Source organism: Modestobacter sp. VKM Ac-2977 (assembly GCF_026968045.1).
In the GTDB taxonomy this organism is placed as follows: domain Bacteria; phylum Actinomycetota; class Actinomycetes; order Mycobacteriales; family Geodermatophilaceae; genus Modestobacter.
The window spans coordinates 328,650-344,201 of the sequence record NZ_JAPVBQ010000004.1 but is presented as its reverse complement, the minus strand read 5'-3'; the positions used below and the strand labels follow the sequence as shown (position 1 = coordinate 344,201).

Sequence of the window (15,552 nt, the reverse complement as noted above, 5' to 3'; positions counted from 1 at the left end):
GCAGGGGGTGGGGGCAGCGGACGTGGGCCCGGCCCGTAGCGTGGGCGCAGCACCAGTGAGGGAGGTCACGTTGGTCGAACGGCTCACCGCGTTGGACGCGTCCTTCCTGTACCTCGAGGAACCGGGCACCCCGATGCACGTCGGTGCGGTGCTGGTCCTGGAGTGCCCGTCCGGGACGCTGGACCACGACGCGCTGATCGAACTGGTGCGCGCCCGGCTGCCGCTGGTGCCGCGGTACCGGCAGAAGGTGCTCGAGGTGCCCGGCCACCTGGCCAACCCGGCCTGGGTCGACGATCCCGACTTCGACGTGACTTATCACGTCCGGCGGTCCGCGCTGCCCCGTCCCGGCACCGAGGAGCAGCTGCTGGACCTGGTCGCCCGGCTCACCGCCCGGCCGCTGGACCTCAGCCGGCCGCTGTGGGAGATGTACCTCGTCGAGGGGCTGGCCGGCGACCGCACGGCGGTGGTGACCAAGACCCACCCGGCGCTCGTCGACGGGCTCGGGGCCATCGACATCGGGCAGGTCATCCTCGACCCGGACCCGGACGCTGATCCCGCCTTGACGGCACCGGACGAGTGGCGCCCGCGCCGTCCGCCGGGGTCGGCCGCCCTGGTCTGGGAGGCGGTCGAGGACTACCTCCAGCGCCCCTCGGCGGTGCTGGAGACCGCCCGGACGGCGGCGGGTGACCTGCGGGCCACCGCGACCCGCTGGGCCGGGGTGGCCGGCGGGCTGGTGGCTGCGGTGGCCCGCACCGCGGTGTCCCCGGCGCCGGTGAGCCCGCTGAACGCACCCATCGGGCGGCAGCGCCGGGTGGCCGTCGCCCGCGCCTCGTTGGACGACCTGCGGACGGTGCGCAAGGCGCACGGCGGCACGGTCAACGACGTCCTGCTGACCTCGGTGACCGGCGCGCTGCGGGAGTGGCTGCTCTCCCGGGGGGAGCCGGTGGTGGGCAGCACCTCGATCCGGGCCCTGGTCCCGGTGTCGGTGCGGGCCGAGGAGGACGGTGCGGCCAACGAGGTCCGGTCGTTCCTGGTCGACCTGCCGGTGGGGGAGCCGAACCCGCGGGTGCGGTTGGCCCGGATCAGCTTCGCGATGCGCGGCCTGGCGCCCAGCGGGCAGTCGGTCGGTGCGGACACGCTCAGCACGCTGTCGGGGTTCGCCCCGCCGACGCTGCACGCCCTCGGTGCACGCGCCGCCAGCGGGCTCTCCCGGCGGCTGTTCAACCTGGTGGTCACCAACGTGCCCGGACCGCAGGTGCCGCTCTACGCGGGCCCCGCGCGGATGGTCGAGGTCTACCCGGTGGTCCCCTTGGTCCGTGGTCAGGGGCTGGCGATCGGGCTGACCAGCTACGACGGCACCGTCTACTTCGGGCTGAACGCGGACCGGGACAGCGTCAGCGACGTCGACGTCCTCGCCGACCTCATCGAGCAGGAGATCGCCTACCTGGTGGAGGCGTCGAGCTGACGGAGGGCTCTGCCGCCCCACCGCTCGCCTGACGCGGGGCCTGGGAAGATCGTCGGGTCAGCGGCGTTGATGTCGCTGGAACTCTCGACCAGGAGGAGGCGAACCGGTGCGCGTGTACCTGCCGGCCACGACGACCGTGCTGCAGCGGTTGCTCGACGAGGGCCGACTGGAGGGACCGCACACGGTCTTCACGGTCACCCCGCAGCTGCGGGACTTCTACGAACTCAGCGACGACCACGAGGAGCTGGAGTACGCGGCCCTGCTCGCGGCGGCGCGGGCGAGTCTCCGGTTGATGGACGTCGACCCGCTGGCCGCCCGCCGCCGGGTGGTGCTCGCCGCGGACGTCCCGGAGACCTCGGTGACCCCCATCCAGGACGAGGGGGCCGACGCCGGTGCCGCCCGCACCACGGCCGACCTGGCCACCTCCGACATCGCCAGTGCGCACATCGACGGAGCCGAGGCGGAGGCGGACGTCCGCGCGGCGACCGCCGTCGTGCTGGAGGCCGACCTGGGGAGCGAGGAGGCCCAGTTCGTCGTGGACCAGGCGGAGGGGCACGAGCTGGCCTGGTACGCGACCCAGGAGATCGGCCCGGCGCTCGAGCTGCTCTGACCGGTCGGTCCTCCCTCACGGGTCGACCGGCTCGTGGCGGTGCCGGGCGACCTGCACCCGGGTGACCTCCTGCGGGGTCACCAACCACCCCGAGCCCGGCCGCGCGGGCAGCGGCGTGCGGGGCAGCCGGAGCCCGAGCAGCTCGGCGTCCCCGGGTGCCGGCCGCAGCAGCACAGCCGTGCGGCTGCGGCGCAGCGCGGCAGCCGGACCGCGGAACGCCCCGGCGACCTCCGCGGCCGTCCCGGCGCCGACGACCGCCGTCCGGCCGGGCGTGGAGCCGAGCGCGGCGAGCAGGTCGCCGACCTCGTCGGAGAGCGAGCTCACGTCGTCGGCGAGCACGAGGACCCGGCGTTCCTCGTGCCGGGCCAGCCAGCTGCGCACCCCTGCGGCGTCCGTGCTCGACAGCTGAACGCAGGCGGGCTGCGGCGGACCGTCGGCCGCTGGGCTCTCCGCGGTGAGCGGTGCGGGTGTCGGCTCGGAGACCAGCGTCAGGACGGTGGCCCCGGCCGACCGGCCGTGCGTGCCGAAGGCCCGCAGTGCGCTGGACCGGCCGCTGCCCGGAGGACCGACCACCAGCAGGCCGCCGGTGCGCGCGAGGTCCACGCCGACCGCCGCGCCGGCGTCGCCGCCGGGGCCGATGGGCAACCACCACGTCCGCTGTCCGTCACCGGCCCGTTCGGCGATGGCGGGGGTCGGGCCGGGCAGCGGGAGACGCGGGTCGTCGGGCAGCTCGACCACCCGTACGGGCGGCGGCTCCGGGCACGGTGCGCCCGGCGGGTCGACGGCGGGCACCAGTGGAGTGCGGGGCAGCGCCAGCTGGCACTCGGCGGCCTCCTCGCCGACCAGGGCGCGCCCGGGCGGGCGGTGGCCGGGCACCGCCCGCCCGGCCACGCCGGCCACCGCGTAGTCGGCCCGGTCGGGCAGCGGCAGCACCAGGCGTTCGCGGACGGCGCCGGCCAGCCGGCCACCGGGGACGGCGCGCTCGGCGGTGAGTGCGACGGTCAGGCCGACGGCGGCGCCGTCCCGCGCGAGCCGCAGCAGCGCCGCTGCACCGACGGCGGGGTCGGCGGCCTCCAGTTGTGCGGCCAGGCTCTCGTAGCCGTCGACCAGCAGGAGGAGGAGCGGTCCGGGGTGCCCGTCACCGCCGCCGCCACCGCCATTGCCACGGCGCCGGTCCACCTCCTCGGTCAGGCGGGCCAGCAGTCGCACCGTGCGGTGCGCGTCGTCCCGGCCGACGGCCGTGCCCGTGTGCGGCAGGCCGTGGGCCAGCCCGGCGAGGCTCCCGCCGCCGTGGTCGAGCACGTGCACCTGCAGGCGACCGGGCGGCAGGTGGTGGACCGCCTCGCCCAGCACGGTGCGCAGCGCGGTGGTCCGCCCACTGCGGGGGCCACCCACCACCAACCAGCCGCCACCGGCGGCCAGGTCCAGCTCCAGGGGGGTCTGCAGCTGCGTGTCGGGGGAGTCGCGCAGGCCGAGCCGGAGCCGGGACGCCGGTGCCCCCGACGACCAGCGGTCCAGAGCGGCGGCGGGGAGCTCGTCGGGCAGCGGGGGGAGCCAGGGGCGGTGCGGCGGGCTGATCTCGTCCGCCCGCGCCCGCTCCGCGAGTGCCCGGACCAGCCGCTGCAGGTCGCTGGGGCCCTCGCCGCCCGGTTGACCGGGCTGCAGTGGCCCTGGCCCTGGCCGTGCCGGCCACGGACACCGGGCGACGGTCAGCGGCGCCACGGCCGGGGCCGACCGGCCGGAGACCTGCGCCACCTGCAGGAGCACGGCCGGCCCGTTGCCGGTCCGCAGGTAGGCGCGGCCGGGACGGTCGGGGGGCAGGTGCGCGGGCAGGGTGCTGCCGAGCACGTCCCTGGCGTCGCCCTCGTCCGTGGTCCGCAGGCAGATCCGCAGCGAGCAGTTCGACCGGATCTCGGGGCTCACCACACCCGCCGGGCGCTGCGTGGCCAGGACCAGGTGCACGCCGAGCGACCGGCCGCGCTGGGCGATGCCCACCAGGCCGCTGACGAAGCCCGGGAGCTCCTCGGCCAGGGTGGCGAACTCGTCGACCACGATCACCAGGCGGCTGGCGGCGACCGGTACCGGCAGCGAGGCGAGGTCCCGCACGCCGTGCTCGGCCAGCAGGCGTTCCCGGCGGGTCAGCTCCGCTGACAGGGACCGCAGCGCCCGCGCCGTGGACTGGGAGTCCAGGTCGGTCAGCATCCCCACCGTGTGCGGGAGCGCCGCCGCCTCCCCGAAGGCCGCTCCGCCCTTGTAGTCGATGAGCAGGAAGCTGCACCGGTCCGGCGGATGGTGCTGGGCCAGGCTGGCCACCAGGGTCTGCAGCAGCTCGGACTTGCCCGCGCCGGTCGTGCCGGCGATGAGCGCGTGCGGGCCGTCGGCGACCAGGTCGATCCGCACCGGCCCGTCGCCGGCGACGCCCACCGTGGCCAGGAGGCGGCTGCGCACCCGGTCCCAGGCGCCGGACCCCTGCTCGTGGCCCGGGTCCAGCCGGAGCCCGGTGGCCGGGAGGTCGACCAGTCGGGCCGCGTCGGGCAGCTCACCGGCGGGGGCCGGGACGGCGAGCCGGGCCAGGTCCCGCGCGATCCGGTCGGCCGTCGCCGGGCCGACCGCGTCCAGGTCGACCAGCCGCTCCTGGTCGGCGCCGGGCAGCCGCAACCGGCCTCCGGTGCCGGTCTCCCCGGCGACCTGGAGACGGGCCAGCGCCGGCAGCGCGAGGGCGGTCTCGGACCCGGCCACCTCCAGCCACACGGCCCGTTCGCCCGCCCGCGCGACCAGGGCTGCGGTCGCCTGGTCGACCGGCCCGTCCAGCACGACCAGGGTCCGGGGCTCGGCGTCGGCTCCCGCGGTCGGGGCGCCGGACAGCACGGTCAGCAGCCGGTCGGGGACGGGCTCGCCCGGGACGACCACCCCTTGCAGGTGCGGCAGCCAGCGGCACCACCGCCAGTCCGCGAGCTCGGGCTCACCGCTCAGGAGCACGATCCGCAGGCCCGCCGGAGGGGTCAGCACGGCCAGCTGGCAGACCAGCGCGCGCGCCACGCCGAGGACTGCCGGCCGCGGTCCCACGACCCCCAGACCCGTCCCGGTGGGCAGCGGCAGCGCCACCGGCAGGTGCTCGGCCAGGACGGCGGAACGGTCCCCGCCGGGCTCGGCGGTGGTGACGGTGGTGGCGCCAGGACCCGTGCCCAGCCGCACGCTGAGCGGGGCGGCGGCCGCGCTGCTTTGGGACCACAACGGGCTGCTGCGACGACGCGCCGCGGCAGCCAGCAGGGCGAGGTCGGGGTGCTCGGCCTCCTGTGCCGCGCGGTGTGCCGCCACCGCACGGCTGAGCTCAGCATCGGCCCGGGCGAGCGCCACGGCGTGCTCGGCGACCTCCCGGCGGTGGCCGCGGCGGCCGGACAGCCGGTCCGACGACCAGCTGGCCACGGCGACGACCGGGCTCAGCAGGGCGAAGAAGAGGAAGTGCGGCGTGGCGAGGAGCCAGGCCATCAGCACCCCGCCGAAGGCCGGGAGCGCGACGGCGACCCAGCCCAGCCGTCGCCGTGACGGCTCGGACGGGGGCGTCGGCCGGAGCACCGTCGTGCTCCCCGGAGCAGGCGGGGACAGCGGGAGAGGTCGGACGTGCACCCGCCCCGCCGGCGCGGCGGCGCACTCCAGACCGGCGCCGCGGGGACCGGTCAGCCGGAGAGCGCTGACACCCATCCGGAGCGTCGCGTCGACCGGCCACTCCTGCGCGGCGGTGCCCACGGGGGTGGTCGCACCGGAGCGGTCGGTCATCGCGGTGCCGTTCGAGGAACCGAGGTCGGCGACCGTGACCCGGCCCTCGGCCACGGACACGACGACGTGACGTCGCGAGACGTCCGGGTCCTCGAGCGTCAGCCCGCAGGTCGCGCCGCGGCCGACGACCAGCACCCCCTGGCCGAGCGCGACGGTACGGCCGGCGTCGACCCCCGCCACGACGTGCAGCTCGAGTGCACCGCCGTCGGCCGGCTCCCGGGGACCGGGGCGGCCCCACCCGAGCAGCGCGCCGTGGCGCAGGACGTCCGACGTCAGCGGCGTGCTGGCCGGCAGGGCGCTCGACCCGGACCACAGCTGGGCCGGGGGGAGGCGGAGCCGGTCGGACAGGCACGTCAGGACGTCGTCGAGCACGGCCTCCTCGGGTGCTCGGACCTCGACGTCGAGGACGTCGTCGGGCGCCTGCAGCGTCCAGCAGCGGGCGGTGTGCTCACCGGGCGTCGACGTCATGCGGGACACCGCACCGGGGACCTGGCCACCCGGTGATGGTGCCGGTGACCGGCGGGGTGCCGGGGGTCTCGATCGACATCTGTGGACGACCTCGTCGGCTGTGGACAGCCGCGGTCGCGCGCGCCGCGGCGGCCCTACGTTCGGACCCCGCCGGGACGTCCCCGGCAGCTGAGGAGGGGTCTCATGAAGGTCGACATCGCGACGCTGGACACGATGGCAGGACAGTGCCGGGCGGAGGCCGCCGACACCTCGGCCCGGCACGCGACGCTGTCCGCCGGGATCAACAGCTCGGTGCTGGAGGGCTGGACCGACAGTCAGGCCGCGGTGCAGTTCAGCGAGCTCTACGAGAAGTGGCGGCTGTCCAGCCAGGGGGTGAGCGAGGCGCTCACCGGCATGGGGCAACTGCTCACCAGCGTCTCCTCGGCCTACCAGCAGCACGAGGCCGAGATGGCCGCTCGGATCGGCGCCATGCTCTGACGCCGACGCGGGCCCGACGCGGGCGAGCGCGGACGCCGGCCGGGCGGGTCAGCCCGGGGCGGGGGCCCCGGGCACCGCCGGCAGCCCGGCCAGGCTGTCGCGGCGCTGGAGCACCAACAGCCGCTCCCACGGCAGGATCGACAGGATCGCGATGCAGTGCGGCAGGAAGATGATCGTGACCCCGGCGTAGACCATCGCGTGGAAGCCGAGGAGGAAGAGCACCAGCCCGATCCGGGCCCGGTCGGTGCGCACCAGCAGGATCAGCGGTGCCGCCAGCTCGAGCACGATCATCACCCACTGCGCCGTCGGCAGCAGCCAGGCCACGTCCAGCGTCCACATCGACAGGTCGGTGCCCCGGCGGACCAACGCGCGGGTCAGCGTCGCACCGGTCGCCCAGTCCCAGCCGCCGAACCGGATCTTCGCCCAGGCGGCGAGGAAGTAGGTGAGCATCACGGTGACCAGCACGGCCGCCATCGCGAACCCGGCGGCCTCCGAGGAGCGCCGGTCCCGCAGCCGCGCCCGCCCGATCGTCGGCAGCACCGCCAGGGCGACCAGGAAGGCGATCCGGTCGTGGTCGACCTTCCCGTAGCTCATCGCGATGACCATCCACTCCGAGTAGAGGAGGAAGACGGCGAAACCGAGCAGCCGTGGCGCCCGGCCGGTGGCGGCGGCCACCGCGGCGATCACCAGCGCCCACTGGACGACCAGCACGAGCGTGTGTGTCGGGGTGGGCAGGTCCAGCAGCCGGCCGATGAGCAGCGGCGCGTACCAGTCGGTGGGCACGTCGGCGTGGGCGCGGACCCACGCCGTGGTGAGGAAGACGTCGACCGGGATGAACAGGTAGGCGATCGCCCGGAAGACCGCGATCCGGGCCAGCGGCACCGGGCGGAACCACCAGCGGGAGGTGCCGGGGACAGCCGGCGCCACCTCCGGGCGCACCGGCGCAGCAGTGCGTGGGGTGGTCGCTGCGGTGCTCACTCGCCGTCCTCCAGCTGGTACTCGATCAGCACCTGGTCGGTGACGTCGCCGGTCTGCTGGCCGTCCTCGAGGTCGATGCGGCGCTGCACGACCTGCACCTCGACCAGCTCCTCGGCGGCGGGGTTGCGCTCGGCGTAGGAGTCGGCCAGGAGCCCGAGCAGTGAGGGGTCCTCGTGGATGCGGGGGAGCTGGCCCTCATACTCGGCCCGGCGCAGCCCCACCTCGCCGCCGGAGAGCCGGACCTCCTCACCTACGGCGGTCAGCCCGACCACCCGGGTCGAGACGACCGGGGTGTCGGGGTTCGCGCGGGTGGAGTACATCCGGAACGGACCGAAGGGGAAGGCGTCGTCGTCCCCCCACACCGTGCCGGCCAGCAGCAGGGCCAGCACGATCGCAGCCGCGGCCAGTCGGGCGCGCCGGCCACCCGGGGTCAGGCGCTCGACCTCGGCTTCGGCGGGCAGCTCAGGGGCGGACTGCAGGTGCACCGGGTCATCGTAGGATCGGCGCCCGTCCAGACGGGTCATCGTCGCTCCGTGGCGGGCAGCCGGGCGCACGCATGCACCCGGCCGCCCCGGCAGTCCCACCTGCGTCGTCCGTCACCCGATGTCGACCAGCGGGAGCAGCCAGATGCAGTTCGGCCGGTACTACGAGGAGTTCGAGGTCGGCGCCACCTACAAGCACTGGCCCGGCAAGACCGTCACCGAGTACGACGACCACCTGTTCTGCCTGCTCACCATGAACCACCACCCGCTGCACCTGGACGCCCACTACGCCGCGGAGACCACCGACTTCGGGGAGAACGTCGTCGTCGGCAACTACGTCTACTCGCTGCTGCTCGGCATGAGCGTCCCCGACGTCTCCGGCAAGGCGATCGCCAACCTCGAGGTCTCCTCGCTCAAGCACGTCGCCCCGACCTTCCACGGCGACACGATCTACGGCGAGACCACCGTGCTGGACAAGACCGAGTCCCGCTCCAAGGACGACCGCGGCGTCGTCCACGTCGAGACGATCGGCTACAAGCAGGACGGCACCGTGGTCTGCGTCTTCCGTCGCAAGGTCATGGTGCCCAAGCGCTCCTACGGCGAGGCCCGCGGCGGGGAGCAGCCCGGGCGTCCCGAGCCCGTCCGGCGGTGACCGACCCGGGACACCCTGTGCCGGCGGACGCCGCCGGCCACCGCGACGGCGGAGAGGGCGGTACGTGATGGACCCGATCTCGATCCTCGTCGGGGTGGGGGCGGTGCTGCTGGGGCAGGCCATCGGCTACGTGCAGGGGCGACGCCACCGGGCTCCCAAGCCGATCCAGGCGATCTGCGGGTGCGGTCACGGCATGTCGATGCACAACGCGGAGACCGGGCGGTGCCACGGGATGATGAACGGCGACCCGCTCAAGTACGACTCCGACAAGGAGCCCACCGCGTACAAGCAGGTCCCGTGCACCTGCCAGCGGTACGTCGGGCCGCTCCCCATCGACCAGGTGTTCTCACCACCGCTGCTGCCGCCGTCGGACTCCAGGTGAGTGCGCCTCCGGGTGCTCGCGAGCTCAGTGGGGCATCACGCCCCAGCCGGAGAGCGCGGTGAGCACGCCGGGCGCCATCTCCAGCGCGGTCAGCCCGGCGGCGTCCACGAAGGCGGCGTCGTCGGCGTCGTCCCCGGCCACCGGCTGTCGTCCGGGCCCGACCACGGTGCACAGCCAGTCGGTGACGGTGAAGACGACGCCGTCCCCGTCGATCCGGACGTGGCCCAGCACCCGCACCGGGCGGACGACCAGGCCGGTCTCCTCGGCGGTCTCCCGGACGACGGCGTCGGCTTCGGACTCGCCGGGCTCCACCCGCCCGCCCGGCACCGACCACAGGCCCGCACTGGGGGCGTGACCCCGGCGGATCAGCAGCAGCCGGCCCCGCTCGTCGTGCACCACGGCGCCGACACACGCCACCTCCGGCCGCGGGTCGCCCACCCCGGCGAGGGTACGGGCGGCGGGTGACCCGGTGCCCGGGACGGCGGGACGCTGAGGTGATGCTTGACGAACCCACGGCAGAACAGGACGGTGAGCGGCGATGAGTGTCTCCCCGGTGTGCCCGCGCTGCGGCGAGGTGCTGGTCGTCCGCCCCGGCTCGGCCGACGAGGGCTGGTGTCACGTGCACGCAGCCGTCACCCCGTTGCACCACACCGCCGTGGTCGCCCACGACGCGATCAGTGCGGTGTGCGCCGATGCCCGGGTGCCGGCCTGGGTGCCCGACCCGATGCCCGGCGGCTGGGCGGTCACCGGGCTGGCCTGGGGCGGTGAGCCCGGGGCCCGGGCGATCGTCGTCGCCTGCGCCGGCCCGGCCCCGCTCGGCGGCTCGGCCGAACTGGTGCTCGTGGCCGAGGAGCCCGGCACCGGCCTGGGCTGCGGCTACGCCGGGCTGCCCGGCGTCGACCCGGGGGAGCTCGTCGGCGGCCCCTCCACCGTCGCGGTCGAGGCCGCCGGGCAGCGGGTGCCGCTGTGGCTGGTGCCGGTGGGCGACGACCGCGCCGCCTACGTCGGCGAGGCCCACGGGGTGTGGCTGTGGCTGGTCACCTGGCCGGCCTCGGCCGCCTGGCTGCTGGCCGAGGACCTCTCCCTGCTCGACCTCCGTGACCGGGTCTACCCCGACCTCCCGCTCGGCCCGATGACCGATCGGCTGCTGCCCGGCCGGTGAGCGGGCGGTGACGAACCGGCCGGTGTGGATCCGTTCGACACGCGGTCGGCGTGGCGAGTGGTGTTCCGGGTGAGGCTGCTGTTACTCATGGGGCGCGGTCCTGACGGCCGTCGAGGTGCACTGCCGTCGGCCCGCTCGCCCGGTCGCCGTCGAGTCCGCCTGGCCACCTGAGGAAGGGAACGGTGCGACCTTGCTGAAGAAGGTGCTCACCTGGCTGGCCATCGCATTCGTGGTCTTCTACGTGATCCAGCGACCCGAGGACGCGGCCGGCATCGTGCGCAGCGCCGGCGGCGCCCTCAGTGACGCGGCCGGCTCGCTGTCGGCCTTCGTGGAATCCCTGGTCTAGCCCGGCCGTGTCCGGCGCCCGTACCCGGCGGCCCCGCTGGGGCAAGGACGCCGAGAAGTACCTGCTCCCCGACGAGCCACCGGTCATCGCCACCCGCCGCCACCCGGCGGTGCTGGTGCGCCCGCTGGCCCGGGGCATCCCGGCCCTCGTGGTCGGGGTCTGGGTGCTGCAGCTCGACCTGGACAACGCGGGGGCCGGGGCCGTCGTCGGCCTGCTCGTCGTGCTCGGCGCGCTGGGCTACCTGGGGCTGCACATCGGTGAGTGGTGGGTGCGGCACTTCCTGATCACCCGCCGGCGGGTGCTGATGACGTCGGGGGTGATCATCCGGACCGTCGCGGTCATGCCTCTGCGCCGGATCACCGACCTGACCTGGAAGGAGACCTTCTGGGGTCAGGTGCTGGGCTACGGCACCTTCCGTTTCGAGTCCGCCGGGCAGGCGCAGGGCCTGGACGAGATCACCTACCTGCCGCACGCGAAGGCGCTGTACAAGCGTCTGTCGGAGCTGATGTTCGGCTCCGACTTCTCCACCAACCCGGTGAGCTCCGACGAGGACGCCGAGGGGTCGATGAACGCCGACGACCGGGGGGACGGCGACGCCCCCGAGCAGCACATGCCGCCGCCGCTGGAGTCGGGGCGCCGGTACGACACCGCCCCGATCCCGCGCACCCGCCCGCCGTCCTGACCGGTCCACCGGACCACCCTGCGGCGGGCTCCGCGCCGGTGCGGCAGGCTGGGGGCGTGCGCATCGACCTGCACACCCACTCCTCGGTCTCCGACGGCACCGACAGCCCCGCCGCCCTGGTCGCCACCGCGGCCGCAGCCGGGCTCGACGTCGTCGCCCTCACCGACCACGACACGACGGCCGGCTGGGCCCGGGCCGTGGAGGCGCGCCCGCCGGGGCTGACGCTGGTGCCGGGGATGGAGATGTCCTGCCGGTACTTCGCCGCCGGGGAGTCACCGATCAGCGTGCACCTGCTGGCCTACCTGTTCGACCCGCTGCACCCGGCCTTCGCCGCCGAGCGGGTACGGCTGCGCGAGGAGCGGCTGAACCGGGGGGAGCGGATCGTCACCGCGCTCGCCGCCGACGGCTACCCGGTCGTGTGGGCGGAGATCGTCGCCCGCAGCGAGGGCGGGGTGGTCGGGCGGCCGCACGTGGCCCGGGCGCTGGTCGAGGCGGGCGTGGTCGACTCGGTCGACCACGCCTTCGGCACGCTGCTGCACCACGCCAGCCCCTACTACGCCGCCAAGGCCGACACCGACGTGCTCGACGGCATCCGGTTGGTCCGCGCCGCCGGCGGGGTGCCGGTGTTCGCCCACGGCCTGGCGACGAAGCGCGGCCGGGTGATCGGTGACGACGCGATCGCCGAGATGGCCGCCGCCGGGCTGCTCGGCCTGGAGGTCGAGCACCCCGACCACACGCCCGACCAGCGGGCGTACCTGCGTGCCCTGGCCACCGGGCTGGGTCTGATCCAGACCGGCTCCAGCGACTACCACGGCACCAACAAGCGCACCGCGATCGGCGCCTGCACCACGGACCCCGAGCAGTACGAGGCGCTGCTGGCCGCCGGCACCGGCAGTGCCGTGCTCACCGACTGACCCTGTCGGTGGCCCCGGTTACCGTGGCGGCGTGGCGATGGAGGGGGACCGGTGAGCGGCCAGCTCGAGATGCCCGGCATGCCCAAGCGGCTGTTCTCCTGCACGCCCAGCAAGCTGGCCACCTTCGCCGACTGCCCGCGCCGGTACCGGTTCGCCTACCTCACCCGGCCGAGCCCGCCGAAGGGCCCGCCGTGGGCGCACAACACCGTCGGCTCGGCGGTGCACGCGGCGCTGCGCTCGTGGTGGGAGCTGCCGGTGGAGAAGCGCACCCCGGCCGCGGCCCGGCAGCTGCTCTACAGCGGCTGGTCGCGGGCCGGCTTCCGGGACGACGAGCAGGCCGCGCAGTGGCGGGCCAGGGCCGCCGCCTGGATCACCGACTACGTGGCCGAGCTCGACCCCACCGACGAGCCGGCCGGCACCGAGCGCACGGTCGGCGCCACCACCGAGGCCCTCGCCCTCTCCGGCCGGGTCGACCGGATCGACCGCCGCGGCGACGAGCTGGTCGTCGTCGACTACAAGACCGGCCGCGTCCCCAGCACCGAGGACGAGGCGCGCGGGTCGCCGGCCCTGGCGCTGTACGTGCTGGGCGTCCGGCGCACGCTGCGCCGTCCGTGCAACCGGGTCGAGCTGCACCACCTCCCGTCGGGCACCGTCGCCGCCTTCGAGCACACCGACCGTTCGCTGGCCAACCACGTCCGCCGGGCCGAGGACATCGCCGCCGACATCGGTACCGCGACCGAGGCGCTGGCCGAGGGCGCGGACGTCGACGAGGCCTTCCCGCCGGTGCCCGGCCAGCAGTGCAGCTGGTGCGACTTCCGCTCCAGCTGCCCGACCGGTCAGGCGGCCGCCCCGGCCCGGGAGACGTGGAGCTTCCTGCCCACCGAGCCGGTGGCGGCGGCCGAGTGAGTCAGCCTGCCGCGGAGCCGGCCGGCACGTCGGTGTAGCGGGCCGTCAGCACCTCCAGCAGGTGGCCGTCCGGGCCGCGGAAGTACAGCCGCCGTCCGCTGCCGTCGGGGTTGACCTCGCCGACCTCGCCAGGACGGCGCCCGGGCGGGTCCGCGGTGTACGGCGTCCCGTCGGCGTCGAACCGGGCGCGGACCCGGTCGAAGTGCTCCTCGCCGATCAGGAAGGCCAGGTGCATCGGCTCCGCCGACGGCGCGGGGGCGAAGTTCAGCACGATCGTGTCGTCGAGCTGCACGGACCGGAAGAAGCCGTCCGTGTAGGGCTCGCGGAGTTCCAGCAGGTCGACGAACCAGTCGACGGCGGCGTCCCGGTCGGTGACCGGGACGATCAGGTGGTGCAGGGCAGCAGTGGGCACGGGTGCTCCGAGGGTGAGTGGCCGGCCGCACGAGGGGCCGGGGACTGCGCAGTGGGGGCCGGCTCGGGGGCCGGGTTCAGGTCGTGGTGCCACCGGGATCGACACGGTGCGCGGGGGTGCTGCGCCGAGAGGCGGCCCGCGGGGCCGCCCGGGGGTCACGTGCGGGCCGGGTACCCGACTCGCTCACGGCTCGAGGCCGACCCGGCAGTCATGGCGGCGACCGTAGCGCCGCGAGCCGGCCGCGCACAACGCTCAGCTGCCGGCCGCTCCCCGGACCACCAGGGAGATCGCCAGGACGACCATGACGACGGCGATGCCGGCGTCGAGGACCTGCCAGGCGCGCGGGCGGGCGAACACCGGCCGCAGCAGCCGCGCGCCGTACCCGAGGCCCACGAACCAGACCGCGCTGCCCAGGGCGGCGCCGGCGCCGAACCACCAGCGACGGTCGTCGTAGGTGCTGGCCAGCGAGCCGAGCAGCACGACGGTGTCCAGGTAGACGTGCGGGTTGAGCCAGGTCAGCGCCACGGCGGTGGAGACGGTGACCGCGAGCCCGGTGCGGGCGCCGGAGGCGTCGGTGAGCAGGGCGGCCGGCCGCAGCGCCCGGCGCGCCGCCAGCAGCCCGTAGACCAGCAGGAAGGCCGCCCCGGCGAAGCAGACGACGGTCAGCACACCCGGCGCCCGGGTGACCAGTGCGCCGGCGCCGGCGACCCCGGCGGTGATCAGCAGGACGTCGGAGAGCAGACAGACCGCGACCACCGCGGCGACGTGCTCGCTGCGCAGCCCCTGCCGCAGGACGAGGGCGTTCTGTGCCCCGATCGCGACGATCAGCGACAGCCCGAGCCCCAGGCCGGCGGCGGCGGCGAGCAGGGCGGGGGACATGACCAGCACGCTAGGTCGATCCCGCATCGGAAGACCAGCTCACTTCCCTGATGTACCTGAAGCGTGTCTGATGGTCGCTGTGGACCTCGACCTGGCGCAGCTGCGGGCGCTGGAGGCGACCGTCACCACCGGCACGCTGGACGCCGCGGCCCGCGCCCTGCACGTGACGCCCTCGGCGATCAGCCAGCGGATCAAGGCCCTGGAGACCGCGACCGGCCGGGTGCTGCTGGTGCGCAGCCGGCCGGTGCAGCCCACCGAGTCCGGTCAGGCACTGCTCCGGCTGGCCCGGCAGATCGACCTGCTCACCGCCGATGCCACCCGGGAGCTGGACAGCTCGGGGCACGGTCCGGTCGCCCTGCCGATCGCGGTCAACGCCGACTCACTGGCCACCTGGGTGCTGCCCGCGCTGGCGCCGCTGGCCGGTGACCTCGTCCTCGACCTGCACCGCGCCGACCAGGCGCACACCAGCGCGCTGCTGCGGACCGGCACGGTGATGGCCGCGGTCACCGGCGACGCCGACCCGGTCCCGGGCTGCAGCTCGACCCGGCTGGGCAGCATGCGGTACCGGCCGATGGCCGCCCCTGCCTTCGCCCGGCGCTGGTTCGCCGACGGGCGGACGGCGGAGTCCCTGGCCCGGGCGCCGGTCGTCGTCTTCGACCGCAGCGACGACCTGCAGCACGCGCACCTGCGGGCCCGGGGGGTCGACCCGGCTCGCCCGCCGATGCACTTCGTGCCCTCCTCGGCCGACTTCCTCACCGCGGTGCGGCTCGGCATCGGCTGGGGCATGGTCCCCGACCTGCAGGACACCGACGGCGACCTGACGGTGCTCGACCCGGACGGCGCGGTGGACGTCGTCCTGCACTGGCAGCAGTGGCGGCTGCGGTCGCCGTCGCTGGACCGGGTGGCCGACGCCGTCCTGGCTGCCGCACGCCGGGTGCTGGTGACCGGCCGCGGCTGACC

The 15,552-nt window shown here is 75.3% G+C and carries 17 protein-coding genes; 11 read left to right on the top strand and 6 right to left on the bottom strand.

Going from position 1 to position 15,552, the window contains the following annotated elements; genetic code table 11:
- Nucleotides 1–70 precede the first annotated feature (70 nt).
- Both O2V63_RS18245 and O2V63_RS18240 read left to right on the top strand, forming a co-directional pair.
- Nucleotides 71–1,465 carry a WS/DGAT/MGAT family O-acyltransferase gene (locus O2V63_RS18245; protein ID WP_269168938.1) on the top strand — a complete coding sequence of 465 codons (1,395 nt, stop codon included), beginning with the start codon at nucleotides 71–73 and terminating at the stop codon, nucleotides 1,463–1,465.
- 106 nt (nucleotides 1,466–1,571) lie between these two features.
- Nucleotides 1,572–2,075 carry a DUF6912 family protein gene (locus tag O2V63_RS18240; protein ID WP_269168937.1) on the top strand — a complete coding sequence of 168 codons (504 nt, stop codon included), beginning with the start codon at nucleotides 1,572–1,574 and terminating at the stop codon, nucleotides 2,073–2,075.
- A 15-nt stretch (nucleotides 2,076–2,090) separates the two neighbouring features.
- On the opposite strand, the gene O2V63_RS18235 is transcribed toward O2V63_RS18240, so the two are convergent.
- A complete protein-coding gene (locus O2V63_RS18235; protein WP_269168936.1) occupies nucleotides 2,091–6,320 on the bottom strand; it encodes an FtsK/SpoIIIE domain-containing protein in 4,230 nt (1,409 codons plus the stop codon).
- A 183-nt stretch (nucleotides 6,321–6,503) separates the two neighbouring features.
- Here O2V63_RS18235 and O2V63_RS18230 point away from each other — a divergent pair, with 183 nt between their 5' ends.
- Nucleotides 6,504–6,797: a WXG100 family type VII secretion target gene (locus tag O2V63_RS18230; RefSeq protein ID WP_036340408.1), complete on the top strand. Its 294-nt coding sequence runs from the start codon at nucleotides 6,504–6,506 to the stop codon at nucleotides 6,795–6,797.
- Between the two features lie 48 nt (nucleotides 6,798–6,845).
- Here the strand turns inward: O2V63_RS18230 and O2V63_RS18225 are convergent, their stop codons facing one another.
- Nucleotides 6,846–7,775, bottom strand: a complete 930-nt coding sequence (locus O2V63_RS18225; protein ID WP_269168935.1) for an MFS transporter permease — start codon at nucleotides 7,773–7,775, stop codon at nucleotides 6,846–6,848.
- Entirely contained in the window at nucleotides 7,772–8,260 is a 489-nt protein-coding gene (locus O2V63_RS18220; RefSeq protein WP_269168934.1) for a hypothetical protein, read from the bottom strand. Before O2V63_RS18220 ends, O2V63_RS18225 begins: the two co-directional genes overlap by 4 nt.
- Nucleotides 8,261–8,378: 118 nt before the next feature.
- On the opposite strand from O2V63_RS18220, the gene O2V63_RS18215 reads away from it, so the two are divergent.
- Both O2V63_RS18215 and O2V63_RS18210 read left to right on the top strand, forming a co-directional pair.
- Nucleotides 8,379–8,909, top strand: coding sequence for a MaoC family dehydratase (locus O2V63_RS18215; RefSeq protein ID WP_269168933.1), 531 nt, complete (start codon nucleotides 8,379–8,381; stop codon nucleotides 8,907–8,909).
- A 67-nt stretch (nucleotides 8,910–8,976) separates the two neighbouring features.
- Nucleotides 8,977–9,291 carry a hypothetical protein gene (locus O2V63_RS18210; RefSeq protein WP_269168932.1) on the top strand — a complete coding sequence of 105 codons (315 nt, stop codon included), beginning with the start codon at nucleotides 8,977–8,979 and terminating at the stop codon, nucleotides 9,289–9,291.
- 24 nt (nucleotides 9,292–9,315) lie between these two features.
- Here the strand turns inward: O2V63_RS18210 and O2V63_RS18205 are convergent, their stop codons facing one another.
- The gene (locus tag O2V63_RS18205) at nucleotides 9,316–9,729 is read right to left on the bottom strand and encodes an NUDIX domain-containing protein (RefSeq protein ID WP_269168931.1); all 414 of its coding nucleotides are present in this window, start codon (nucleotides 9,727–9,729) and stop codon (nucleotides 9,316–9,318) included.
- A 100-nt stretch (nucleotides 9,730–9,829) separates the two neighbouring features.
- On the opposite strand from O2V63_RS18205, the gene O2V63_RS18200 reads away from it, so the two are divergent.
- The 5 genes from O2V63_RS18200 (at nucleotide 9,830) to O2V63_RS18180 (ending at nucleotide 13,301) form a co-directional block, all read left to right on the top strand.
- Nucleotides 9,830–10,453: a DUF6758 family protein gene (locus O2V63_RS18200; RefSeq protein WP_269164582.1), complete on the top strand. Its 624-nt coding sequence runs from the start codon at nucleotides 9,830–9,832 to the stop codon at nucleotides 10,451–10,453.
- Nucleotides 10,454–10,643: 190 nt separating this feature from the next.
- Complete coding sequence (locus O2V63_RS18195; protein ID WP_269164583.1) at nucleotides 10,644–10,799, top strand: hypothetical protein; 156 nt, start codon at nucleotides 10,644–10,646, stop codon at nucleotides 10,797–10,799.
- Nucleotides 10,800–10,806: 7 nt separating this feature from the next.
- Nucleotides 10,807–11,481, top strand: a complete 675-nt coding sequence (locus tag O2V63_RS18190; RefSeq protein WP_269168930.1) for a PH domain-containing protein — start codon at nucleotides 10,807–10,809, stop codon at nucleotides 11,479–11,481.
- 56 nt (nucleotides 11,482–11,537) lie between these two features.
- Nucleotides 11,538–12,395: a PHP domain-containing protein gene (locus tag O2V63_RS18185; RefSeq protein WP_269168929.1), complete on the top strand. Its 858-nt coding sequence runs from the start codon at nucleotides 11,538–11,540 to the stop codon at nucleotides 12,393–12,395.
- A gap of 51 nt (nucleotides 12,396–12,446) precedes the next feature.
- Nucleotides 12,447–13,301, top strand: coding sequence for a RecB family exonuclease (locus O2V63_RS18180; RefSeq protein ID WP_269168928.1), 855 nt, complete (start codon nucleotides 12,447–12,449; stop codon nucleotides 13,299–13,301).
- A 1-nt stretch (nucleotide 13,302) separates the two neighbouring features.
- Here the strand turns inward: O2V63_RS18180 and O2V63_RS18175 are convergent, their stop codons facing one another.
- Nucleotides 13,303–13,713: a VOC family protein gene (locus tag O2V63_RS18175; protein WP_269168927.1), complete on the bottom strand. Its 411-nt coding sequence runs from the start codon at nucleotides 13,711–13,713 to the stop codon at nucleotides 13,303–13,305.
- A 252-nt stretch (nucleotides 13,714–13,965) separates the two neighbouring features.
- Complete coding sequence (locus O2V63_RS18170; protein ID WP_269168926.1) at nucleotides 13,966–14,592, bottom strand: LysE/ArgO family amino acid transporter; 627 nt, start codon at nucleotides 14,590–14,592, stop codon at nucleotides 13,966–13,968.
- Between the two features lie 70 nt (nucleotides 14,593–14,662).
- On the opposite strand from O2V63_RS18170, the gene O2V63_RS18165 reads away from it, so the two are divergent.
- On the top strand, nucleotides 14,663–15,550 hold the full coding sequence (locus O2V63_RS18165; RefSeq protein WP_269168925.1) for a LysR family transcriptional regulator ArgP: 888 nt from the start codon (nucleotides 14,663–14,665) through the stop codon (nucleotides 15,548–15,550).
- The last annotated feature ends 2 nt before the right edge of the window (nucleotides 15,551–15,552 follow it).